Origin of the sequence: Kitasatospora sp. NPDC001547, from assembly GCF_042894165.1 — a bacterium.
Taxonomy (GTDB): Bacteria; Actinomycetota; Actinomycetes; order Streptomycetales; family Streptomycetaceae; genus Kitasatospora.
The window spans coordinates 196,877-216,200 of sequence record NZ_JBIAVL010000005.1 but is presented as its reverse complement, the minus strand read 5'-3'; the positions used below and the strand labels follow the sequence as shown (position 1 = coordinate 216,200).

General features: G+C 73.1%; 16 protein-coding genes. 4 read left to right on the top strand and 12 right to left on the bottom strand.

The features are described 5' to 3' along the window. Nucleotides 1–9 precede the first annotated feature (9 nt). Nucleotides 10–786, bottom strand: coding sequence for an SDR family oxidoreductase (locus tag ACFY0X_RS11815; RefSeq protein ID WP_387752379.1), 777 nt, complete (start codon nucleotides 784–786; stop codon nucleotides 10–12). A gap of 186 nt (nucleotides 787–972) precedes the next feature. On the opposite strand from ACFY0X_RS11815, the gene ACFY0X_RS11810 reads away from it, so the two are divergent. Together ACFY0X_RS11810 and ACFY0X_RS11805 are read left to right on the top strand one after the other, a co-directional pair. Next, nucleotides 973–1,836: a helix-turn-helix domain-containing protein gene (locus tag ACFY0X_RS11810; protein ID WP_387752377.1), complete on the top strand. Its 864-nt coding sequence runs from the start codon at nucleotides 973–975 to the stop codon at nucleotides 1,834–1,836. Between the two features lie 162 nt (nucleotides 1,837–1,998). Continuing rightward, nucleotides 1,999–3,327, top strand: a complete 1,329-nt coding sequence (locus ACFY0X_RS11805) for a S28 family serine protease (protein ID WP_387752374.1) — start codon at nucleotides 1,999–2,001, stop codon at nucleotides 3,325–3,327. Between the two features lie 128 nt (nucleotides 3,328–3,455). Here the strand turns inward: ACFY0X_RS11805 and ACFY0X_RS11800 are convergent, their stop codons facing one another. Further along, nucleotides 3,456–4,970 carry an MFS transporter gene (locus ACFY0X_RS11800; RefSeq protein ID WP_387752371.1) on the bottom strand — a complete coding sequence of 505 codons (1,515 nt, stop codon included), beginning with the start codon at nucleotides 4,968–4,970 and terminating at the stop codon, nucleotides 3,456–3,458. A 229-nt stretch (nucleotides 4,971–5,199) separates the two neighbouring features. Between ACFY0X_RS11800 and ACFY0X_RS11795 the strand changes: the two genes are divergently transcribed. Continuing rightward, complete coding sequence (locus ACFY0X_RS11795; RefSeq protein WP_387752368.1) at nucleotides 5,200–5,964, top strand: TetR/AcrR family transcriptional regulator C-terminal domain-containing protein; 765 nt, start codon at nucleotides 5,200–5,202, stop codon at nucleotides 5,962–5,964. Between the two features lie 106 nt (nucleotides 5,965–6,070). Here ACFY0X_RS11795 and ACFY0X_RS11790 read toward each other — a convergent pair whose 3' ends face one another. After that, a complete protein-coding gene (locus tag ACFY0X_RS11790) occupies nucleotides 6,071–6,844 on the bottom strand; it encodes an isocitrate lyase/phosphoenolpyruvate mutase family protein (RefSeq protein ID WP_387752366.1) in 774 nt (257 codons plus the stop codon). After that, nucleotides 6,841–8,307, bottom strand: a complete 1,467-nt coding sequence (locus tag ACFY0X_RS11785; RefSeq protein WP_387752364.1) for a hypothetical protein — start codon at nucleotides 8,305–8,307, stop codon at nucleotides 6,841–6,843. The genes ACFY0X_RS11790 and ACFY0X_RS11785 overlap by 4 nt, the downstream gene beginning before the upstream one ends. A 163-nt stretch (nucleotides 8,308–8,470) precedes the next feature. Here ACFY0X_RS11785 and ACFY0X_RS11780 point away from each other — a divergent pair, with 163 nt between their 5' ends. Then, nucleotides 8,471–9,166: an ArsR/SmtB family transcription factor gene (locus tag ACFY0X_RS11780; RefSeq protein WP_387752362.1), complete on the top strand. Its 696-nt coding sequence runs from the start codon at nucleotides 8,471–8,473 to the stop codon at nucleotides 9,164–9,166. Nucleotides 9,167–9,261: 95 nt separating this feature from the next. On the opposite strand, the gene ACFY0X_RS11775 is transcribed toward ACFY0X_RS11780, so the two are convergent. From ACFY0X_RS11775 to ACFY0X_RS11740, 8 genes are all read right to left on the bottom strand, one after another. Continuing rightward, nucleotides 9,262–9,771 (bottom strand): DinB family protein, encoded by a 510-nt coding sequence (locus ACFY0X_RS11775; RefSeq protein ID WP_387752359.1) that lies wholly within the window; start codon nucleotides 9,769–9,771, stop codon nucleotides 9,262–9,264. An 81-nt stretch (nucleotides 9,772–9,852) separates the two neighbouring features. Further along, nucleotides 9,853–10,650, bottom strand: coding sequence for a VOC family protein (locus ACFY0X_RS11770; protein WP_387752355.1), 798 nt, complete (start codon nucleotides 10,648–10,650; stop codon nucleotides 9,853–9,855). Nucleotides 10,651–10,793: 143 nt separating this feature from the next. Next, nucleotides 10,794–13,307, bottom strand: coding sequence for a germacradienol/geosmin synthase (locus ACFY0X_RS11765; RefSeq protein ID WP_387752348.1), 2,514 nt, complete (start codon nucleotides 13,305–13,307; stop codon nucleotides 10,794–10,796). 227 nt (nucleotides 13,308–13,534) lie between these two features. After that, nucleotides 13,535–14,569: a hypothetical protein gene (locus ACFY0X_RS11760; protein ID WP_387752346.1), complete on the bottom strand. Its 1,035-nt coding sequence runs from the start codon at nucleotides 14,567–14,569 to the stop codon at nucleotides 13,535–13,537. After that, nucleotides 14,566–16,503 (bottom strand): hypothetical protein, encoded by a 1,938-nt coding sequence (locus ACFY0X_RS11755; RefSeq protein WP_387752343.1) that lies wholly within the window; start codon nucleotides 16,501–16,503, stop codon nucleotides 14,566–14,568. The genes ACFY0X_RS11760 and ACFY0X_RS11755 overlap by 4 nt, the downstream gene beginning before the upstream one ends. After that, on the bottom strand, nucleotides 16,500–17,282 hold the full coding sequence (locus ACFY0X_RS11750) for a toll/interleukin-1 receptor domain-containing protein (protein WP_387752340.1): 783 nt from the start codon (nucleotides 17,280–17,282) through the stop codon (nucleotides 16,500–16,502). Before ACFY0X_RS11750 ends, ACFY0X_RS11755 begins: the two co-directional genes overlap by 4 nt. 70 nt (nucleotides 17,283–17,352) lie before the next feature. Continuing rightward, nucleotides 17,353–18,672 carry a helix-turn-helix domain-containing protein gene (locus tag ACFY0X_RS11745; protein WP_387752338.1) on the bottom strand — a complete coding sequence of 440 codons (1,320 nt, stop codon included), beginning with the start codon at nucleotides 18,670–18,672 and terminating at the stop codon, nucleotides 17,353–17,355. Between the two features lie 294 nt (nucleotides 18,673–18,966). Further along, nucleotides 18,967–19,314, bottom strand: coding sequence for a DoxX family protein (locus ACFY0X_RS11740; protein ID WP_387752335.1), 348 nt, complete (start codon nucleotides 19,312–19,314; stop codon nucleotides 18,967–18,969). Between the last annotated feature and the right edge of the window lie 10 nt (nucleotides 19,315–19,324).

The following is a 19,324-nucleotide window of genomic DNA, read 5'->3' as shown; positions in this document are numbered from 1 at the left end:
TGGTGCGGGTCAGCTGAGCTGGCCGGTGGGCATGACGGTGACCTGCTGGAGGTTCACCCGCGGCGGCAGCGAGGCCAGGAAGCCGATGGTCTCGGCGACGTCCTGCGCGGTGAGCCACTCCATGGTCGCCTTCGAACCGGCCAGCCAGTCCCGCGCACCCTGGTCGGTGACGTGGCTCTGCAGCTCGGTGCCGACGATGCCCGGCTCGATCGCGGCCACCCGCACGTTCTTCGGGCCCAGCTCCGCGCGCAGGTGGCGGGAGAAGTGGGTGACGTACGCCTTCGTGGCGGAGTAGACGGCGAAGTTGGGGAAGATGTTCTGCGCCGCGATCGACGAGGTGTTGATCAGGTCGGCCACGCCGCGCTCCCCGGCGGTTCGCACCAGCTGCGGGACGAACGCGCCGGTGACGTTCATCAGGCCGGCGATGTTCAGGTCGATCTGGTGCTGCCACTGGTCGGTCGCCAGCTCCTCGACGGGGGCGGGCAGCATCACGCCGGCGTTGTTGAACAGCAGGTCGGCGCCGCCCACTTCGGCCTCGACCCGGTCGGCCGCCGCCTGGACGGCCGCCTTGTCGGTCACGTCGGCGGCGATGGCCACGGCGCTGCCGCCGTTCTTCTCGATCCGGGCGACCAGTTCCCCGAGCCGCTCGGCCCGGCGGGCCAGCACGACGACGCGGGCCCCGAGTTCGGCCAGCCTCTCGGCGGACGCCTCGCCGATGCCGCTGGAGGCTCCGGTGACGACGGCGACGCGGCCCTGAAGTGCCTTGGTGTTGTTCAGCGTGGACATGGTGCGGGTACCTTCCGGACGAAGCAGAGGGGTGAGGGTCGGTGCCGTCGGGCTGCTCCCGGGCACAGCTCAAGCACACCAGCCCGCCGCCCCCGCCGGGGCGCCACAACAGGCCCTGGCCAGGCAGGTACTGGCAGGGCCACCCTGGGGCTCCCCGGAGGGACACCGACGATCCACACTGGGACCATGGACCGCAGCAAGGAGATCGCCGACTTCCTCCGGAGCCGTCGCGCCGCGATCAGGCCGGACCTCGCCGGGCTTCCCGCCGACGGGCGGGTCCGCCGCGTCCCGGGCCTGCGCCGGGACGAAGTCGCACGTCTGGCGGGGGTCAGCACCGAGTACTACACCCGGCTGGAACAAGGGCGCGCCCGCAACCCCTCCGCCGAGGTCGTCGCGGCCCTGGCCCAGGCCCTGCAACTCGACGCGTCCGAACGCGAGCACCTCGCCGACCTGCTGCTGCCCGACCCGCAGGCGGCACGCCGCACCCCGAACCGGCCCCAGCGGGTCCGGCCCGGCCTGTACCTGATGCTGGAGACGCTGAGCCGCGTACCGGCGTTCATCCTCGGTCGCCGCACCGACGTGCTGGCCGCCAACCACCTCGCCAGGGCCGTCCTCACCGACTTCGAAGCCCTGCCGGCCACCCGGCGCAACCTCGCCCGCTACTACCTCCTGGACCCGCAGGCCCGCGAACGCGTCGGCGACTGGGAACGGATCGCCGCGGAGACGGTGGCCATCCTGCGGCTGGAGGCCGGCCGCTACCCGGGCGACCGCCGGCTCGCCGACCTGGTCGGCGAACTCACCCTGGGCTGCCCGGAGTTCTCGACCTGGTGGAACGACCACAAGGTGCTGCGCCGCACCCACGGCGCCAAGCACTACGTCCACCAGGTCGCGGGCGAACTCCACTTCTCCTACGAGTCGTTCCAGGTCCCCGGCGACACCGAGCAGACCCTGTGCGTCTACAACGTGGAACCCGGCTCCGACACCGCCCGGGCACTGCAGCTCCTGGGCAACTGGACGGCGCCCGACCTCGCCGCCCCGTCCACCGGCTGACGCCCCGCAGCTCCGCACGCGGGCCGGGCAGGGCCGTCCAGCAGCGGCCGAGGCAGGCCGTCGTGCCTCCCTCCCGGGAGGGAGGCACGGCCCCGCCCCGGCGGGATCCGCGGCGTCCGCCGTTCCGGTTGACTCGGGGCATCGACGACCGGGGAGGCGAACATGCTGCGCAGGCGAATCGGACGGGTGCTGGCTCAGGCCGGGGTGGCCGTCCTGCTGGCCTGCGCGGCCGCGGTGCCCGCCGCGGCCGCGGAGGGGACGGGGCCGGCCGACATCCGGGCGGCCATCGAGGCGGTGCCGGGCCTGCGCGTCGTGGAGGAGAAGCCGGCCGCGCCCGGGTTCCGGTTCTTCGTCCTGACCCTGCACCAGCCCGCCGACCACGACCACCCGGAGAAGGGCGGCTTCGAGCAGCGCCTCACGCTCCTGCACCGGGGCACCGACCGGCCCACCGTGCTGTTCACCAGCGGATACACCGTCCCCGGCACGCAGTTCCGCTCGGAGCCCACCGAGTTGCTGGACGCCAACCAGGTGAGCACCGAGCAGCGGTTCTTCGGCGCCTCCCGGCCCGAGCCCGCGGACTGGACCGACCTCGACATCCGGCAGGCCGCGGCCGACCACCATCACGTGGTGGAGGCCCTGCGCCGGGTCTACCGGGCGGCCTGGATCTCCACCGGCGGCAGCAAGGGCGGCATGACCACCGTCTACCACCGCCGCTTCTACCCGCAGGACGTGGCCGGCTCGGTCGCCTACTCCGCGCCGAACAACGTCGACGACCACGAGGACTCCGCCTACCTCGACTTCCTGCGCACCGTCGGCACCCCCGAGTGCCGTGACGCCCTCCAGGCCGCGCAGCGGGCCCTGCTGGAACGCCGCACCGCCCTGGTCGCCGGGTACCAGGCCTGGGCGGACTCCCGGGGCGACGGCTTCCAGCTGGTCGGCAGCGCCGACAAGGCCTTCGAGATCGCCGTGCTGCGGGCCCCGTTCATGTTCTGGCAGGGCCGCGGCCAGGCCGCCTGCCCGGCCGTACCGGCCCCGGACGCCACCGACGACGCGCTGTACGCCTGGCTCTCCGACGTCGCCCAACTCCCGGTCTACGCCGACTCGGTGGCGAACCAGTTCGTCCCGTACTTCTACCAGCTGGGCACCCAGCTGGGGTACTTCCCGGTCGAGACGGCCCACCTGGCCGACCTGCTCCGACACCCCGGCGCCACCGAGCCGCGCACCTTCGTCCCCCGCGACGTCCCGCTGCGCTATCGGCCGCAGGCGATGCGCGACGTGGACCGCTGGGTCCGCACCCGCGGTGACCGGCTGATGTTCGTCAACGGCGCCGCCGACCCGTCGGTGGCCGAGCCGTTCCGGTTGGGACAGGGCACCCGGGACTCCTACCTGTACCAGGTGCCGGGCGGCACCCACGCGGCACGCATCGCCCAACTGCCCGCCGCCGACGCCGCGGTGGCGACGGCCACGCTGCGCCGCTGGGCGGCGGGGTAGCGCCCGGAGGCGGTGCGCGGGGCAGGGCGGGGCGGGAGCGGGGACGCCGACGGCCCCGGCCGCACGAGGCAGCCGGGGCGGGACAGTCGGGGCACGAGCGCCGCAGCCGTAAGCCGTAAGCGCCGGGCTCAGCCGACCGGCTCGGCCGTGGGCTCCGCCGGCACCCCGGCCTCCGCGGCGGCGGTCTTCCGTCCGTCGCGCATCAGCACCAGGGTGAGCGCCGCGGCCGCGACGACCGCGATGCCGCCCACCGTGAAGGTGGTGGAGGTGGCGGTGTTGAACGCCTCCCGGGCGGCGGCGACCAGTCCGCCGTCCCCGGTGGAGCCGGCCACCGCGAGCGCACCGGTGATGTCGTGGCGGGCGGCGTCGGGGGCGGCGTCGGGCATCGCGCCGGTGTAGGTGCTGGAGAGCACGGTGCCGAGGATGGCCACGCCGAGCGCCGCGCCGGACTGCTGGATGGTGTCGTTGAGCGCGGAGCCGACGCCGGCGTGCTCGCTGGGGATGGCGCCCATCAGGGCGTTGGCGGCGGCCGGCATGCCGAGGCCGGAGCCGACGCCGAGCACCAGCATGGCCGTGGCGACCTTGGTGAAGCCGTCGCCCACCGAGAGGGTGGCCAGCAGGCCGAAGCCGCCCGCGATGATCAGCATGCCGATCGAGGTGAGCGCCCGCGCCGGGACCTTCTTGCCGAGCACCGCGCCGAGCGCGTTGAACACCAGCGAGGCGACGGCCAGCGGGATGAAGGCGAGGCCGGTGTCGGTGGGCGAGAACTCCAGCACGAACTGGAGGTACTGGGTGAGGACCAGCATCAGCCCGCCGGTGGCGAAGGTCAGCAGGACGAGCGAGAAGCTGGCGCCGGTGAAGACCCGGTTGCGGAAGAGCTTGATCGGGACCATCGGCGAGTCGGTGCGGACCTGCCGGACGGCGAAGCCGGCCAGCGAGGCCACCGCGAGCAGGAGCGCGCCGAGGGTGCTCGCGCTGGTGAAGCCGTCCCGGGGCAGCACGATGATCGACCAGACCAGCGCCGTCATGCCGACCATCGACAGCACCATGCCCGGCAGGTCGGGGCGGCGCCACGGTCCCTTGGACTCCGGCATCAGCAGCATCGCGGCGACGATGGCGACCGCCGCGATCGGCACGTTGAGCAGGAAGACCGCGCCCCACCAGAAGTGCGCGATCAGCGCGCCGCCCAGTACCGGACCGCCGACCAGGCCGATCATGGCCACCGCGCTCCAGGCGGCGATCGCCTTCGGGCGCTCCTCGTCGTCGAAGACGGTGATCAGGATGGAGAGCGTGCTCGGCATGACCAGCGCGCCGCCGACGCCCATCAGGACGCGCCCGGCGATCAGCTCACCGGGGCTGCCGGCGTACGCGGCGACCAGTGAGGCGGCACCGAACAGCACCAGTCCGACGATCATCACCTTCCGCCGGCCGAAGCGGTCGGAGAGGCTGCCCGAGGTGAGCAGCAGGCCGGCGAAGACCAGGATGTACGAGTCGATGATCCACTGGATGTCCTGCGCCCCGGCCTTGAGGTCCTCCGCGATCGGCGGGATGGACACCGTGAGCACCATGTTGTCGATCACCAGCACCAGGCTGCTGAGGCAGAGCACGACCAGGATGAGCCAGCGCTGCGGATGCCGTTCCACGGCGTTTCCCCCTTCGGACTACGGATTCGGTGCGGGCACACCGCCCTCCGTCCCCAGGGGAACGGTGTGCGCCGCTCCGAACACTGTACGGACACCGCACACTGTTCGCAATGCCGTACGCCGTTCGATCTCCGCACAGCGTTCGCTCCGCCGTACACTGTTCGCATGAACCTGTGGCGAGCGGCGCCACGGACCGGACCCGGTCCGGACGACTGGTGAGGAGAGTCCGATGACGGCCAAATCAGAGGACGGAACGCCCCCCGGCATCCCCACGCCGTGGAACCGCCCGCAGCGACGGCGGGAACAGCCCGCCCTCAGCCGCGAGCAGATCGTCTCCGAGGCCTTCGCGCTGCTGGACTCGGACGGCATCGAGGCGCTGAGCATGCGCAAGCTCGCCGCCCGCCTGAACGCCGGCGCGACCTCGCTGTACACCCACGTCGCCAACAAGGACGAGCTGCTCGCCCTGGTCGTCGACCAGATCTTCGGCGGCCTTCCCCAGCCCAACGCCGAGGGCTGCGAGGCGTCCGAGGTCTGGCGCGCGAAGGTCATGGAGCTGGCCGAGGGCATGCGCGCGGCCGTCATGCGCCACCCCTGGATGGTCTCGGTGATCGGCGACGTCGGGATGATCTACCTCGGCCCCAACTGGATGCGGCTCTCCGAGACCTTCCTGGCCGTGATGGAGACGGCCGGCTTCGACACCGGCGAGGCCAACGACGCGATGAGCGCGGTGATGGGCTACACCATCGGGACCGCCTGCGTGGAGGCCTCCTGGGTGCGCGCGCTGGCCCGCAGCGGCCAGGACGAGCAGGAGTGGATGAACCGGCTCCTGCCCGCCGTCATCGAGGCCACCAAGGAGTTCCCGCGACTGCACCGGCTGTACACCACCGAGGTGCCGGACGAGGTCGCCGCGGGCCGGGACCAGGGCTTCGCCCGCGGGATCAACGTCATCCTGGACGGGGTCGAGGCGTCCCTGGCCGTCCGGCGCCGGGGCTGAGCGGCCGCACCCGGCTCCGTCGAGTGCGGCCGTCCGGGGCGACGCCGTACTGGCGCTCCGGTTCGCTCTCGACCGGCAGGGCGGCGTCGCCCCGGGGCGGACCCGCTCAACTCCCGCTGAGCGCCTGCACCTCCGCGTAGCCCGGCACCGGCCCGACCGGCTCGCCCGCCGCGACGGCTGCCGCCGTGGCCACCGCCGCCGCCAGCGCCGCGCGGTACAGCAGCGAGCCCAGGCTGACCCGGGCCACCCCGAGCGCGGCCAGCTCGGCGAGGCCCGGGCCGCCCGGCGTCCAGAGGATGTTGAGCGGGACGGCGACCGCGCCGACCAGCCGGCCGATGACCGCCGGATCGGCCAGGCCGGGGACGAACACACCGTCCGCGCCCGCCTGCTGGTAGGCGTCCAGGCGCCGGAGCGCCTCCGCTTCGGGGGCGTCCCGGCCGCACCAGTAGGCGTCGGTGCGGGCGTTCACGAACAGCTCCGGTACGGCCGCCTTCACCGCCGCGACCTTCGCGGCGTGCCGGGCGGACGCGGTCAGCGTGCCGTCCGTCCGGCCGTCCTCCAGGTTGATGCCGACCGCTCCGGCGCTCGCCAACTCCATTGCCAACTCGGCGACTTCGTCCGGGTCGTCGCTGAACCCGGACTCCACGTCGACGCTGAGCAGGAAGCCGCGGCGGCCGAGTCGGCGCGCCAGCCGTACGGTCTCCGCACGGGTCGCGGCGGCACCGTCGGGCAGACCGGCGACGGCCGCCACGCCCAGGCTGGTGGTGCCGATCGCGGGGTGGCCCTGGGCGGCGAGGGCGACGGCCGAGGCGTGGTCCCAGGCGTTGGGGAGCAGCAGCGGCCGGCCGGGGCGGTGGTGCAGGGCGGCGAAGGGGGTCATCGGACCGTCTCCACCGGGTCGTTCGCGAGGTCTCCGGTCGCGCCGAGCGGGCCGCGCGTCACGTCCGTCGGGCCGCCGGTCGTGTTCGCCGCGCCGCCGGTCGTGTTCGCCGCGCCTTCGGCCGGTTCAGTCGCGCTTTCGGCCGGTTCAGTCGCGCCGCCTGCCTGGTCGGCCAGGTGCCCGAGGGAGTCCGCGTAGTAGTACCCGGCCTCGGAGACGTGGCAGACGATCTGCCGGAAGCTCCAGCCCGTCCCCGGCGAGTCGTCCAGCCGCTCGTCCGGCAGCGCGGCGACCCGCCGGGACCAGATCCCGGCCAGTCGGGTCAGCCGGCTGCGGGCCTCGTCCAGGTCGGCGATGGTGAACGGGGCGAGGTCGGCCGGGGTGGTGATGCCGGAGGCGTGCCAGCGGTCCGGCTCGGTCGGCTCGCCGGCCAGCCGGGCCTCGAACTCGGCGAGGTGGTCGATGAGATGGTCGGTGATGCGGCGAAGTGCCTTGTGCGGCGCGTAGGTCCGGCCGTCGCCGTTGACGGTCGGGCGGCCGTCCCAGGCCGTCCAGCCGGCCGCCCGAGCGAGCACGTGGTCGACCATCTCCGGTACCAGGGCGGCGAGTTCGGCCTTGCCGAGGTCCGGCGCCGGAGGCGTTTCGGTGTCCGCCGGATCGGAGGCGCCGTACTGGATGCCCTCGGCGATCGCCAGGGCCTGCGAGCGGCCCGGGCAGCTCCGGGGCGGGGCGCCGAAGGTGAGCGCGACGCCCTCCGGCGCACCGGCCTGGGCGGCCGCGATGTCCAGCAGGACCAGCGTCCCGGCCGGTACCGCGACCCCGCCGACCTCGGTCGCCCGGGCGGCGAGCCGCCGCATCGTCCGGACCGGCGGGTCCGAGCGCAGCACGCCGGCCGGCCCGTCACCGTGCCGGCGGGCGGCCTCGACCAGCGCGGCGGTGGCGTCGCAGGCCTGGACGAGCAGGCCGATCCGGTTCGCGGCCGACTCCTCGTCCCCGTCCCCCATCGCGGGTAGCAGCCGGGCCACCGCCGCGTCCGCCGAAGGGTCCGCCGCCGGGCCCCCCGCCGGGCCGGCCGGGGTGTCGGCGAAGTACGCCCGGGACACCGCCGCGACGTCCCGGGCCACGGCCTCCGGGTCGGCCAGGCCGAGCTCCGCCGCGAGCACCCGGACCACCCGCAGCCGCACGTCGGGCTCGAAGCCCCCGGCGGCGGCCACCCGCAGCCGGGCCGGGTCCAGCCGCTCCAGGTCGGCCAGCACCAGCGCCCGGCGCCGGGCGTGCGGTTCGCCGGAGCTGAACCGGGCGACGGCGGACCGCAGCCAGGCCACCGTGCCGGGGCCGGCGCCGGGCGCGAGGGGCGCGGCGGGCAGCGGGACCAGCGCCGGGTCGGCCAGGGCCGCCGTCACGTCCTCGTAGCGGGAGAAGGTCATGGTCGCGGGGTCGGAGACCACCGTGGTTTCGCTCATGCCGCCATCGTGGCCCCGGGTCGTTTCGGCGCCGGCCGAACCGTGCCGGGGCGACCCTGGAGGCATGTCCCCGGCTCCGCTCCCCCACGCGGCCCCTCATCCGCCTCCTCGTCCGCCCCTCCACCCGTCCCCCGAAACGTCCCCGTGCCCCGACCATGGAGGCATGACGCTCGCCGCCTTCGCCGCCCTGCTCGCCGACCCCACCCGCGCCGCCTTCTGCACCGCACTGCTCGACGGCCGTGCCTGGACCGCCGGCGAACTGGCCCGGCACGCGAGCGTCGCGCCGTCCACGGCCAGCGAGCACCTGTCCCGGCTGATCGCGGGCGGGCTGCTGGCCGAGGAACGGCAGGGCCGGCACCGGTACGTCCGGCTGGCCACGCCCACGGTGGCCACGCTGATCGAGGACCTCACCGTCTTCGCCGAGTCCGGCCCCCGCCCCGCGGCCGCGCCCCGCAGCCTGGGCGAGGCCACCCGGCTGAGCGCCGAGGCCCGCGCCCGTACCTGCTACGACCACCTGGCCGGGCGCCTCGGCGTGGCCGTGTCGGACGCGCTGCTCGCCCACGGCCTGGTCACCGAGGTGGGCGGGCTGGCCGTCACCGAGCGCGGCCGGGACTGGCTGGCCGCGCAGGCGATCGAGCTGCCGCCGCGCGCGGGCCGCCGGGGCGGACGCCCGGTGGTGCGCGGCTGCCTGGACTGGACGGAACGCCGCACCCACCTGGGCGGGGCGCTGGGCGCGGCGCTCTGCCGGGCCGCGCTGGACCGGGCCTGGGTGGAGCGGATCGGCTCCGGCCGGGCCCTGCGGGTCACCCCGGACGGCGGCCGGGCGCTGCGCGAACTCCTGGGCGTGGAGCTGCCTTGACGGTCGTCCGGGCGGCGGAGAGCTGTCCGACCGGCCGGCCGACCACCACCGGCGAGAGCTGCCCGGCCGGCCGGCCGACCACCACCGGAGCCCACTCAGCCCATCGACTTCGCCCCATCCAGCGACTCCCGGATGATGTCCGCGTGCCCCGCGTGCTGCGCGGTCTCGGCGATCAGGTGCAGCAGCACCCGCCGGGCCGACCAGGCCGTGCCCGGCGGGAACCAGGGCGCGGGCGGCAGCTCGTGGGCGAGGCCGAGGTCGGGCAGGGTCCGGATCAGCTCGTCCGTCCCGCGCGCCACCCGCTCGTACTCGGCGAGCAGCCCGGCCAGCGTGTCGCCCTCCACCATCCGGAACTGGGCCGCCCAGGTGTCCGCGTCGTCGGGGCCGTGCTCCCCGTTCCGGCCCCGCATCGCCTCCGCGCCGCCGGTCATGAACCGCGCCCAGCGCGCCTCGACCGCCGCCACGTGCTTGAGCAGGCCGCCGAGGCACAGCTCGCTGACCGTGGTGCGCTCGGCCGCCTGCGCGTCGGTGAGGTCCCGGACAGTACGTCGCAGCAGGTCGCGGTGCTTGTCCAGCGTCTCGGCGAGTTCCTCGCGCTCACCCACGGCCCACCGCGATCCGTCGCTCGGCAGACCGCCGCCCCGCGGACCGTCCTCCCGCGGCCCGCCGCCCCGCAGGCCGCCCCATCAGACGTCCACCGTCTTCGGCGGCTCGCCGACCGTCCGCCCGAGGTCGATCAGCCCGAAGGCCGCACCCTGCGGGTCGCCGACCGCCGCGAACCGGCCGAACGGGCTGTCCGTCGGCCCGAAGTACACCTTGCCGCCGCGCGCCGTCAGCCGCTCGATCGCGGCGTCGGTGTCATCCACCGCGAAGTAGACGCTGATGTACGAGGGGGCCTGCGGCGGCAGGAAGTCGCCCTCCGCTCCCATCCGGCCCAGCACCGGCCGGTCGCCGACCTGGAACATCCGGTAGTCGAACTCCTCGGAGTCCATCTTCGCCACGCCGTACGGGAAGACCGCCGGGAAGAAGGCGTCCGCCTTGGCCGGTTCGCGGGTCACCACTTCGGCCCAGCTGTACGCGCCGGGCTCGCCCTGCTTCTCGAAGCCCTCGTGCCGCCCGGCCTCCCAGACGCCGAACACCACCCCGCCCGGGTCCTTGGCGATCACCATCGTGCCGAAGTCGCCGATCTGCATCGGCCCCATGACCACCTCGCCGCCGTTGGCGCGGATCCGCGCCGCGGTGGCTCCGGCGTCCGGCGAGGCCAGGTACAGGCACCAGGCGGACTCGGCCTCCGCACCGGGCATCGGCGGCACGACCGCGGCGACCGCCTTGCCGTCCGAGTACGCCTGGGTGTAGCTGCCGAACTCCGACGAGCTCTCGCCGAACGTCCAGCCGAGCACGTCGCCGTAGAAGGCCTTCGCGCCCTCCACGTCGGTGAACATCGCGTCGGCCCAACAGGGTGTGCCCTCAGGTAGCGCAGCCATCTCTCTGCCCTCGTGTGTGGCGAAGTGCGCGCGCCGGAGGACGCGCGCCGGCCCCCGGTTGGCCAGCCTAGCCACGGGGCGGCGCGCCCGCGCGGGCTGGGCTCCGCGCGGGTCGCGCCGCCCCGGTGGGGGGCCTCAGCGGCTCACGGGCGCGGCACGCCCGCCCCCGAGCGCGGTGAGGACGCGCCCAGGCGCAGCGAGGACGTGCCCAGCCCGGTCGGCCCGAGCGGCAGCGCGGGCGCCGGCACCGCCGCGGGAGCCGTCGCAACCGTGCGAGCCGTCGAGGCCGTGGGCGGCGTCGGCGCCTCGGCCGCGGCCGCCGTGGCCGCCCGCCGGGCCTGCGAGGCCTCCGCCAGGTCCCGCTCGGCACCGAAGTGCCGCTCCAGGTCGGCCGTGCCGTAGCGGAGACAGCCCTCGTGCCAGCTCAGGATCCCCGCGAGCCAGTTCTCCAGCTCCCCCACGTACCCGTCGAGCAGCTCCCTGGCCTCCTGCGTCAGCCCGAAGTCCTCGTAGACGACCGGGAGTTCCTTCTGCGCGACGTGCTGGAACTGGTCCAGCCGCGAGTGCATCAGGTCGTCGACGATCCGGACCGCCGACTCGTAGCCGCAGTCGAAGAAGTTCTGCACCACCAGGACGACGTTGTGCAGCTCGCCCTCGTACTCGACCTCCTTCTGGTACGAGAAGAGGTCGTTCATCATGCACGCGTAGTCCATCGCGGAGTTCTCCAGCGCGCGCATCGAGCCGTGGTCGTACACCTCCTGCGGGACGGCCTTCCCGTGGCCGAGCCGGGAGAGGCTCGTGGTGAGCTCGGAGCCGAACGTGGAGCGGCGCATCTCCAGGTAGTCCACCGGGTCCGGGATCCGGTTCTGGATCTGGTTGGCCAGCTCCCAGATCCAGCTGTCCAGCATGGCCTCGACCGCCACCCGGAACCGCCCCCGGGCCTCGACGGTCATCGGACCGGCGGTGCGCTCCCAGAGGTCGGCGAGGCTGCGCTCCAGCGCGTTGCCCGGCTCCGGCGCGGGGGTGCCGTCCACCGGCATGAACAGCGACAGCCGCGCGTTGGCGGCCTTGGCGCCGCCCAGGTCGCGGGTGTGCCCGAAGGCCCGGGGGTAGTAGTCGTCGGCCCAGGTGCCCCAGGCCAACCAGGCGGAGGCGATGTCGAGTTGGTCGGCCGTGGCGTCCGGATGGATGCCGGCCGCGCAGAGCGGGAGGTCGTAGTCGCGCATCGACTCGGCGTCCCAGATGCCGGATGCGGGGACGCCCGGCTCCGCCGCCAGCAGCCCCATCCGCTCGGCCCACTCGATCACCCGCTCCCGGGCGCCGTCCAGGTGGGGGCTCAGCCGGAGGTCGTACGGCAGCCTGAACTCGGGCAGCAAGGACGGCCCGATGGCCTGGTACGGCACGTGGCCGTACGACCGCGCCCGCCGCCGGGCCGGGCCCGCCGCCCCCCGGGCCGCCGAGGCCGCGCCCTCCTTCGCGGAGGCCGCCTGGGCCGTCGGCGCCCCCGCGGCCGTGCTGCGCAGGATGTCCAGCGCCGAGGTGCCGATGCCACCGATCGCGTACTGGTCCCACCAGTTGCTGCCGGACGGCCCGCCCGGCAGCCCGGCCGGCCCACCACCCGAGCCCGGCGCCACCTCGCCCGACCCGCCCGAACGCGCCGCCGCCCCACCGCCGTTCATGTACCGGCTGGACCGCAGGTGCCACTCGTGCCCGCCGGACTGCCAGTCCTGGAGGCCCTTGACGTACGCCATCACCCGGGCACGGCCCGCCGGATCGAGCCCGGTCTCCGCGAACAGCACCGGCAGTTCGGTGAACACGGTGCTCTCGAACTGCTGGAGCCGCGAGGTGAGCAGGTCATTGACCGCGTCGGCGGCCTCCTGGGTGGAGCACTCCAGGAACCGCTCCAGCACCAGGATGCCGTTGCTCAGCTCCCCCTCGTCCTCCACCTCCCGCTGGTACGAGAAGATGTCGTTGCGCAGGTGCACCCCGTCGGAGAAGGCGTCCATCAGCACCCGCAGCGACCGCGAGCCCGACACCTCCGCGGGCACCTCGGCACCGGCCGCGTACTCGACCAGCTGCGCCGACCAGGGGGCGCCGCCGACCTTGCGGCGCATCTCGATGTACTCGACCGGGTTGGCCACCCGGCCCTCGTTGATGTTGGCGAGCTCCCACAGCGACTCGTCGAGCAGGTTGCGGGTGCTCTCCGCGAACCGGATCCGCCAGTCCTCGCCCATCGCCGGCACGGTGCGCCGCCACAGGTCGGCCAGCCCCGCCTCGACCGGGTTCTCCGGCTCGGGCAGCGCGGCGGCCGGATCGGCCGGCATGAACAGCGGCAGCCGGTCGAGGTGGGCCTTGCCCGCCTCGCGGTCGTTGGTGCGCTTGTACATGTCGAGGAAGTGGTCGTCGAAGAAGAAGACCCACACGTACCAGTCGGTGACCAGCGACAGCGCCTCGGCGGAGGCGTCGGGATGGGTGTACGCGCAGAGCAGGCCGTAGTCGTGGGCCTCCAGATCGGCCTGGTCCCAGATCCCGGAGCCCTCCAGCATCCCCATCTCCCGGGCCCAGCCGGTGGAATGGGACCGCGCCTCCTCCAGATGGGGATTGAGACGTGCCGGGTGCGGCACGTAGAAGGACGGCAGTTCGAACGGCTGGGTCACGGCTGCGAGCCTTTCTGGACACGTCGAGTGGACCAAGGATGACCCGCCGTCAGCTCACCGCACCGGCACAACAGAAACAGTCATATGAAATGACTCGCTCCCCCCACGCAAATCCACTCCCCCGGCCGAGCGCTCCCCGACCCCCACGCGCCCCGCACACGCGCCTCCTCACGTACGCCCGCACACGCACTTCCCTCCTGCTCGCCCTCCACGCAGCTCTCCAGCCGTCACTCCTCCGTCGGTCCCAGCCCACCGGGTGCGGCGTCGTCCTCCCTCAGAAGCTTCTCCCGGATCAATCTGGCGAACTCCGGCCGGCCGGCCGCATCGGTGAAGTCGGCCAACCGATGTGTATAGACCTTCCGCTCATCGGAATCCTCATCCAGGTCAACGTCGTCCAGCAGTTGCCTCAACGGACCGATCACCGACGGCCCCCCGGTCGGACCGCACGGTCCGGACGGTTCCGCAGACCCGCCCTCGTCGTCCCCGACGTCGTCCGGGAACGGCCCCGCCCCCGGTACCAGATGCGTGTACAGCTCACTCACGGCCTCGTCGTTGGCAGCTGCCGAAAGCTGTGCGAGCGGGCCGATCAAGTCGACCGCCTCGCTGACCTGCTCGTCATGGCGGGCCAGCCACCACACCACAGCGCTGCCCGGCGACTTCAGGACGTCGTCGCCCAGATAGGCCCGCCTGCTCTGCTCATAGCGCCGCTCGTGCTCCCAGACCTCCTCGGTCTTCCGCACCTCCGACAGCTTCCCCAGCCGGTTCCGATCATCCTCCGACAGTCTCAGCTCGACCCGCCCGCCCATCGCTTCCACCAGCCCCGATCGGTCCTGGCTCTGCGTCCCGAGGACGCCGTTCAGCCGGTGCTGCACCAAGTCCAGACGTCCCGGGATCTCGCACTCCGTCACCGCACGAGCTCGCTCCAGGACCGTTTCGACCGCCAGGCCTGCGGGGTCCGCATGGACCAGTCCCGTGGCGTTCGGAATCGGGCGCCACCACACCGTGGCCGAGAACTGGAAGTCGTAGTCCGGCACCAGACTCGGCAGCGCTACTCCGGTCACTCTGGTCTTTTCCCACGGGGGTTCCTGGGACTCTGGCTTCGGAGTCCCGGCCAAGGCCTGTAGAACGGCCAACAGAAGGGCCATCGCCGACGGCACCGCCCACAACCAGACCGGCCACCTGGCCAACAGCCCGAGCACGGCGGTCACCGAACCCGCCGCCAACGCCAGACCGACGAGCAGCACCTTTCCTATGCCCTTCACAGCCCTCTCCCTTCGGCCGCCCCGACGAATGGTCCAATCCCCTGCGCGCGGTCGATCGTTCGGCGGAAGCGCGTCGCGATCTCTGCCCGGCTCACCGGCCCCGGCGGATCATCGGGACCGGTCGACCAGTCGTGGGCGAGCAGGTAGTAGCGGCTGAGCACGCCAACCCGGCCGTCGGCCGCCCGGACGAGAATCCTCATCAGCCGCTCACCGCCGTCCGGCGCCCGTCGAGCGGCCGAGAGCCAGTTCCTGACTCCGGGCGCCCACGTATCCGGGGACTGAGCCGCCGACAGCACTCCCCGCCATCCCCGAACGGCTTCCCCGTCCAGTACTCCGACCGGAAGCGGATCCACCAGTGCGAGGAAGATGTCGACGTCCGATCGCACCGGCGGGCTCTTCTCCATGCCCTCGCAGGCCCGCTCCAGAAGCCTCCGGTACAACCGCTCGCCCCTGTCGACCAGTTCGAGCAACGCCTCACGGCCGTATCGCGGGCCGTCGGCCCTCTCCCCCCGTGCGAGGTGGTGCAGTCGGACGAGCGCCTGATCGGGGTGGTGCGTGGCCATCGCGTCGGCGCAGATTCGTGCGAGGACCCGGACCAGGTTGGCGTGCGGCTGCGACTCGACCGACCACTCGTAGATCTTCGCCCGAAAGGCAGAGCCGCAGGTCTCGTGCGTGACCCCCTCCTCCAGTACCAGCATCGCCTCCGGCAGAAACCTGGTCTCCTTCGCCCACACCTCCACCAGGCCGGTCAGCAGGCCCACATCACCGGCGTGCAGGGCCTGTTCGGTGAACCGGCCCACCAGCCGCCGACGATCGGGGGTGCCCAGCCACGGCGCCCTGATCGTGTCTCCGACCCACGTTCCGAAGGCCTCTCTCAGATCCGGGTAGTAGAGCCAGACGTGGGCCCGCACCGCCTCCGCGTACGCCAGTTCCTTGAAGCCGATCCTTCCGTCCTGCACCGTCATCCCGAGCTCTCGCACCCGCTGCTTCAGGTCCGCCCGGTCAAGTCGGGGCTGGTCCTCCTCAGGATGGCCGACCCTCGCCAGCAGCTGATCGGACAGCTGGAACACCGCGGCCGCGGGGGCGCCGTCCAGCATCGCCCCCGTGAAGAGCAGCGCCCGTTGGCGCCCGTCCCCGATGCCGGCGATCTGCTTCGCGACCTCATCGGCGCGTCCGTGAACCGCTTCGCAGGCCTTCCTAGCCCATTCCTCGAATTCGCCGCCCACCGAGCGCGCTTCGACCACGAGCTCGTGCAACCGCTGCAACTCCCGCATGGGGGCGCTGTCCAGAAGCTTCCCGAGCGCCGACCCGCGCAGTTCCTCGCGGGACACCGTGATGTCGGCCCACTTCAGGTGCTCGGCCAGCACCTGGTCACCCGCGGGCCGCCCGATCGACACCAGGAGCTGCCGGACCTCCGACTGCAGGAGGTACTCGCGGTCCTGCGAGAGGACCACGACCAGGCGGCCTTTCGCACGTTCCACTTTGGCCCAGTACGACCTCACCAGGCTCTGCGCGTCGACGATCTGCTGGTCCGAAAGGTCCGAAAGGTCGAACAGGACGAGTTCGCCCTTGGCGAGTTCGCCCGGCTCATCGTGCCGCTCGTCCAGGGCGACCTCACGGAACGGGTCGCCCCGTTCACCCGCTCGGTGCAGCAGTACGACGGCGGCCGTGCGACGTCCGCTGCCTTCGGCTCCCGCGAGCAGGACGGCCGTGCCGGGGTACTCCAGCCTCTCGAACGCCTCCCGGTATCCGCGCGGTCGGACGAAGCGCTCGCTCAGCCAACGTCGATGCGCGGCCGCCACCCGCAGCGGATCCCCTCCACTACGGATGAGCCTGTCCGTATCAGAGACGAAGTAGTTGTACTGGTTCCCACTGCCCGTGTGCGTCTGGCCCTCGGCACGGCCGATCCACGACCAGGCCTCGTGCTCGCTCACGGCCGCCGGTCCTCGCGGCCACCGCGGCCGCCGAAGTCGTTGTTGACGGTGCCGCGTTCGACGTAGTTGCTGCCGTCGCCGTGGAACTCGACGCCACCGTTTCGAATCGTGTTGTGCTGCGTGCCGTTCCCGGTATGGACGGGACCGCTCGCGTTGTTGATGAAGGTCCCCACGTCGCGGCCCACATTGCCGATCCCGCCGCTCTGGTCGTGCCGGTAGTCGCCGGCCTGCACCACGCTGCCGTTCACCCGGCCGATCTCGTTGTGGGTCTGCGCCATCCCCGTCGCCCTGGCGATCTGCCGCTCCGCCTCCGCGAGCCGGGGGATCGCTTCGGCCAGGTCGTCGCCGAGACGTCGCAGGCAGCTCTCGGCGTCGCGGTTGGAGTACCGGCGGTACTGGCAGTCGGCCAGCTCGGCGATCTCCGGCGGGAGGAGCCGTCGGTCGAGCCGTGTCGTGCTGCCGACGAGCACCGGAACCACCCGGGCTCCGCTCTCGAAGGCCTCGATGATCTCTCGCCTGGTCCAGTCCTCCGGGTCGTCCAGCGCGCGTCGGCCGTCCGCCGTGCGGGCGTCGGCCCAGCCCGGACCGACGACCGCGATGAGTGCGCTGCTGCGCCGGACGGCGATCAGCAGTTCCTGGGGGAAGGAGCGGCCGATCTTGATGGACTTGCTGGCACGGAACACCCGCTCGGTTCCGAACCGCCGGGAGAGCTCGCGCTCGATGACGGTGGCGGCAGTGTCCTCATCGCTGGTGCGGTAGTTGACGAAGATGTCGGGCATGACGGAATCACCTCTCCAGGTGAGTGAGGGATGGTGTGGCGGCCCGCGGACGGACCGGGGCTCGGGCGGTCTACGGGTGCAGTGCCCGGGCGAGCAGGGGCTGGAGGTCCTGCACGGGTCGGTTGGCCCGGAACCGGTGCAGCTCGCGCGCGAGCCTGCGGACGTCGGATCGGATGGTGGCCGACCGCAGTGCCGGGATCAGGGGCAGGAGTTCCGCGGCGAGTGCGCAAGCATGCTCCGGTTCACCCGCGGCCGCGTGGGCGAGGGCGCGCCGGATGCCGTACCGGGCGCGGTTACGGACGGCGTGCGCCGGAATCCTCGGATACTCGTGGTCCAGCACCTCGGCGGCCTGGCCCGGGCGGCCGAGGTCGTACAGGCACCAGCCGGTGACCATGGCGGCCGGGTCGGCCAGGTGGGTGGTGCCGAGGAGGGGGGCACCACCGTTCTCGGCGTCGGCCCTGGCCAACAGGTTGCGGGCTCTGTCGAGGCTCCGCAGACAGGCGGTGTGGTCGCCGGTGAGAGCGTGGCCCTGCGCTTCCCGCTGTGCCGCGAGGCCGCGGATCCGTGGCGGCAGGGCGTCGTCCTGCGCCGGTTCGACCAGTTGTACGGTCCGGGCCGCGTCGCCCGCGTAGAAGGTGACCAGGGCGCGTCGGACCAGCGCGTACGACGCCAGGTCACGATCTCCGCCGTCCTGTGCCAGTTCGACGGCCCGAGCGGTCCACCACAGCGCGGAAGCGTTGTCGTCCGCCTCCTGCGCCATCCAGCCCGTGTACTCCGCGTACCGCGCGGCCAGCACGAGTAGTCGGCCCCGGTTCACCGGGTCGGTCCGGCTGGCGAGTTCGCGCAAGGTGTGGGTCTGGACGGTGAGCAGCGGGATCAGCGTGCCGGGGTCGCTGGACTGGCCGAGCTGCCGCATCTGGTCGAACTGGGCCCGGAAGATCTCCACGGGGGCGGACTCCGTGACGGCGGTCGCCGAGGCCGCCGTCGGCAAAGCCGCAGCGAGCCCGCCGCCGAGCAGAGAGGTGGCCCCGACGGCAAGCAGTTGCCGCCGCCCGAGGGACCCTGGCCAACCTGCGTCCTCACGGTCTCCTCCGAGCGGCGGCTTCCCTTTGTCACGGGCGCCGTTCCGGGTGGGGCCACCGGACTGCGACGGCTCGGCCGCGCCGCGTACGGCCAGCAGCCGTTCCAGCTCGCCACCCGCGTCGAGCTGCACGTCACAGCGGCGGGCCAGCTGGGGTGGGGGCGACTTGTGGCCGCGTTCGATCTTGCTCAAGTGGCCCTTGCTGTAGCTGAGCAGTTCGGCCAACCGCGTGAGGGTCAGCCCGGCGGCGATCCGGCGTCTGCGCAGCTCCGGCCCGAACTCGCCGGACGACAATCTGGACGCGCTCATGCCAACCCCCATCCTGGATCCGAATGCCCTGGCATCTGCTGCGTGGTGGACCGGAAGCGGTCACCCCTCGCTTCCGCCTGGAATCTTGGCATGCGATCAAGCCGGCCAAACGGGGATCGGCAGGGTTTCCCGTTTCCTCTTTCCGCCTCGAATGGCCATGCGAACAAAACGAGTTGCCGACATGTCCACGCATGGGAACGACACGAATGGATGAACACGCAGACCGCCGGGGCGGGCCGTGGTCGGCCCGCCCCGGCGGGGCGGAGGCGGGGGCGCGGGCAGGGGCCCTCCGGCTCAGGCCGCGAGGGCGATGACGAGGGAGGCGGCGACGGGCGCCATGTAGACGAGGGGGAAGGGGACGTGGGCGTAGGCGCGGGCGCGGAGGACGGTGACGACGGCGCCGAGGAAGTAGAGGACGACGCCGACCGCGGCCGCGTAGCCGACGGCCGGGACGGCGAGGCCGACCAGCAGGCCGAGGGCGCCGGCCGCCTTGGCGACGCCGAGCCAGGTCCACCAGGCGCGCGGAACGCCGTAGTCGGCGAGGGGCTTCACGACGTACTCGGCGCCGACGAAGACGGAGTAGGCCGAGAAGCCGACCATGAGGGCGCCGAGGACGGTGACGACGGTGTGGGCGATGGACATCGGAGGGCTC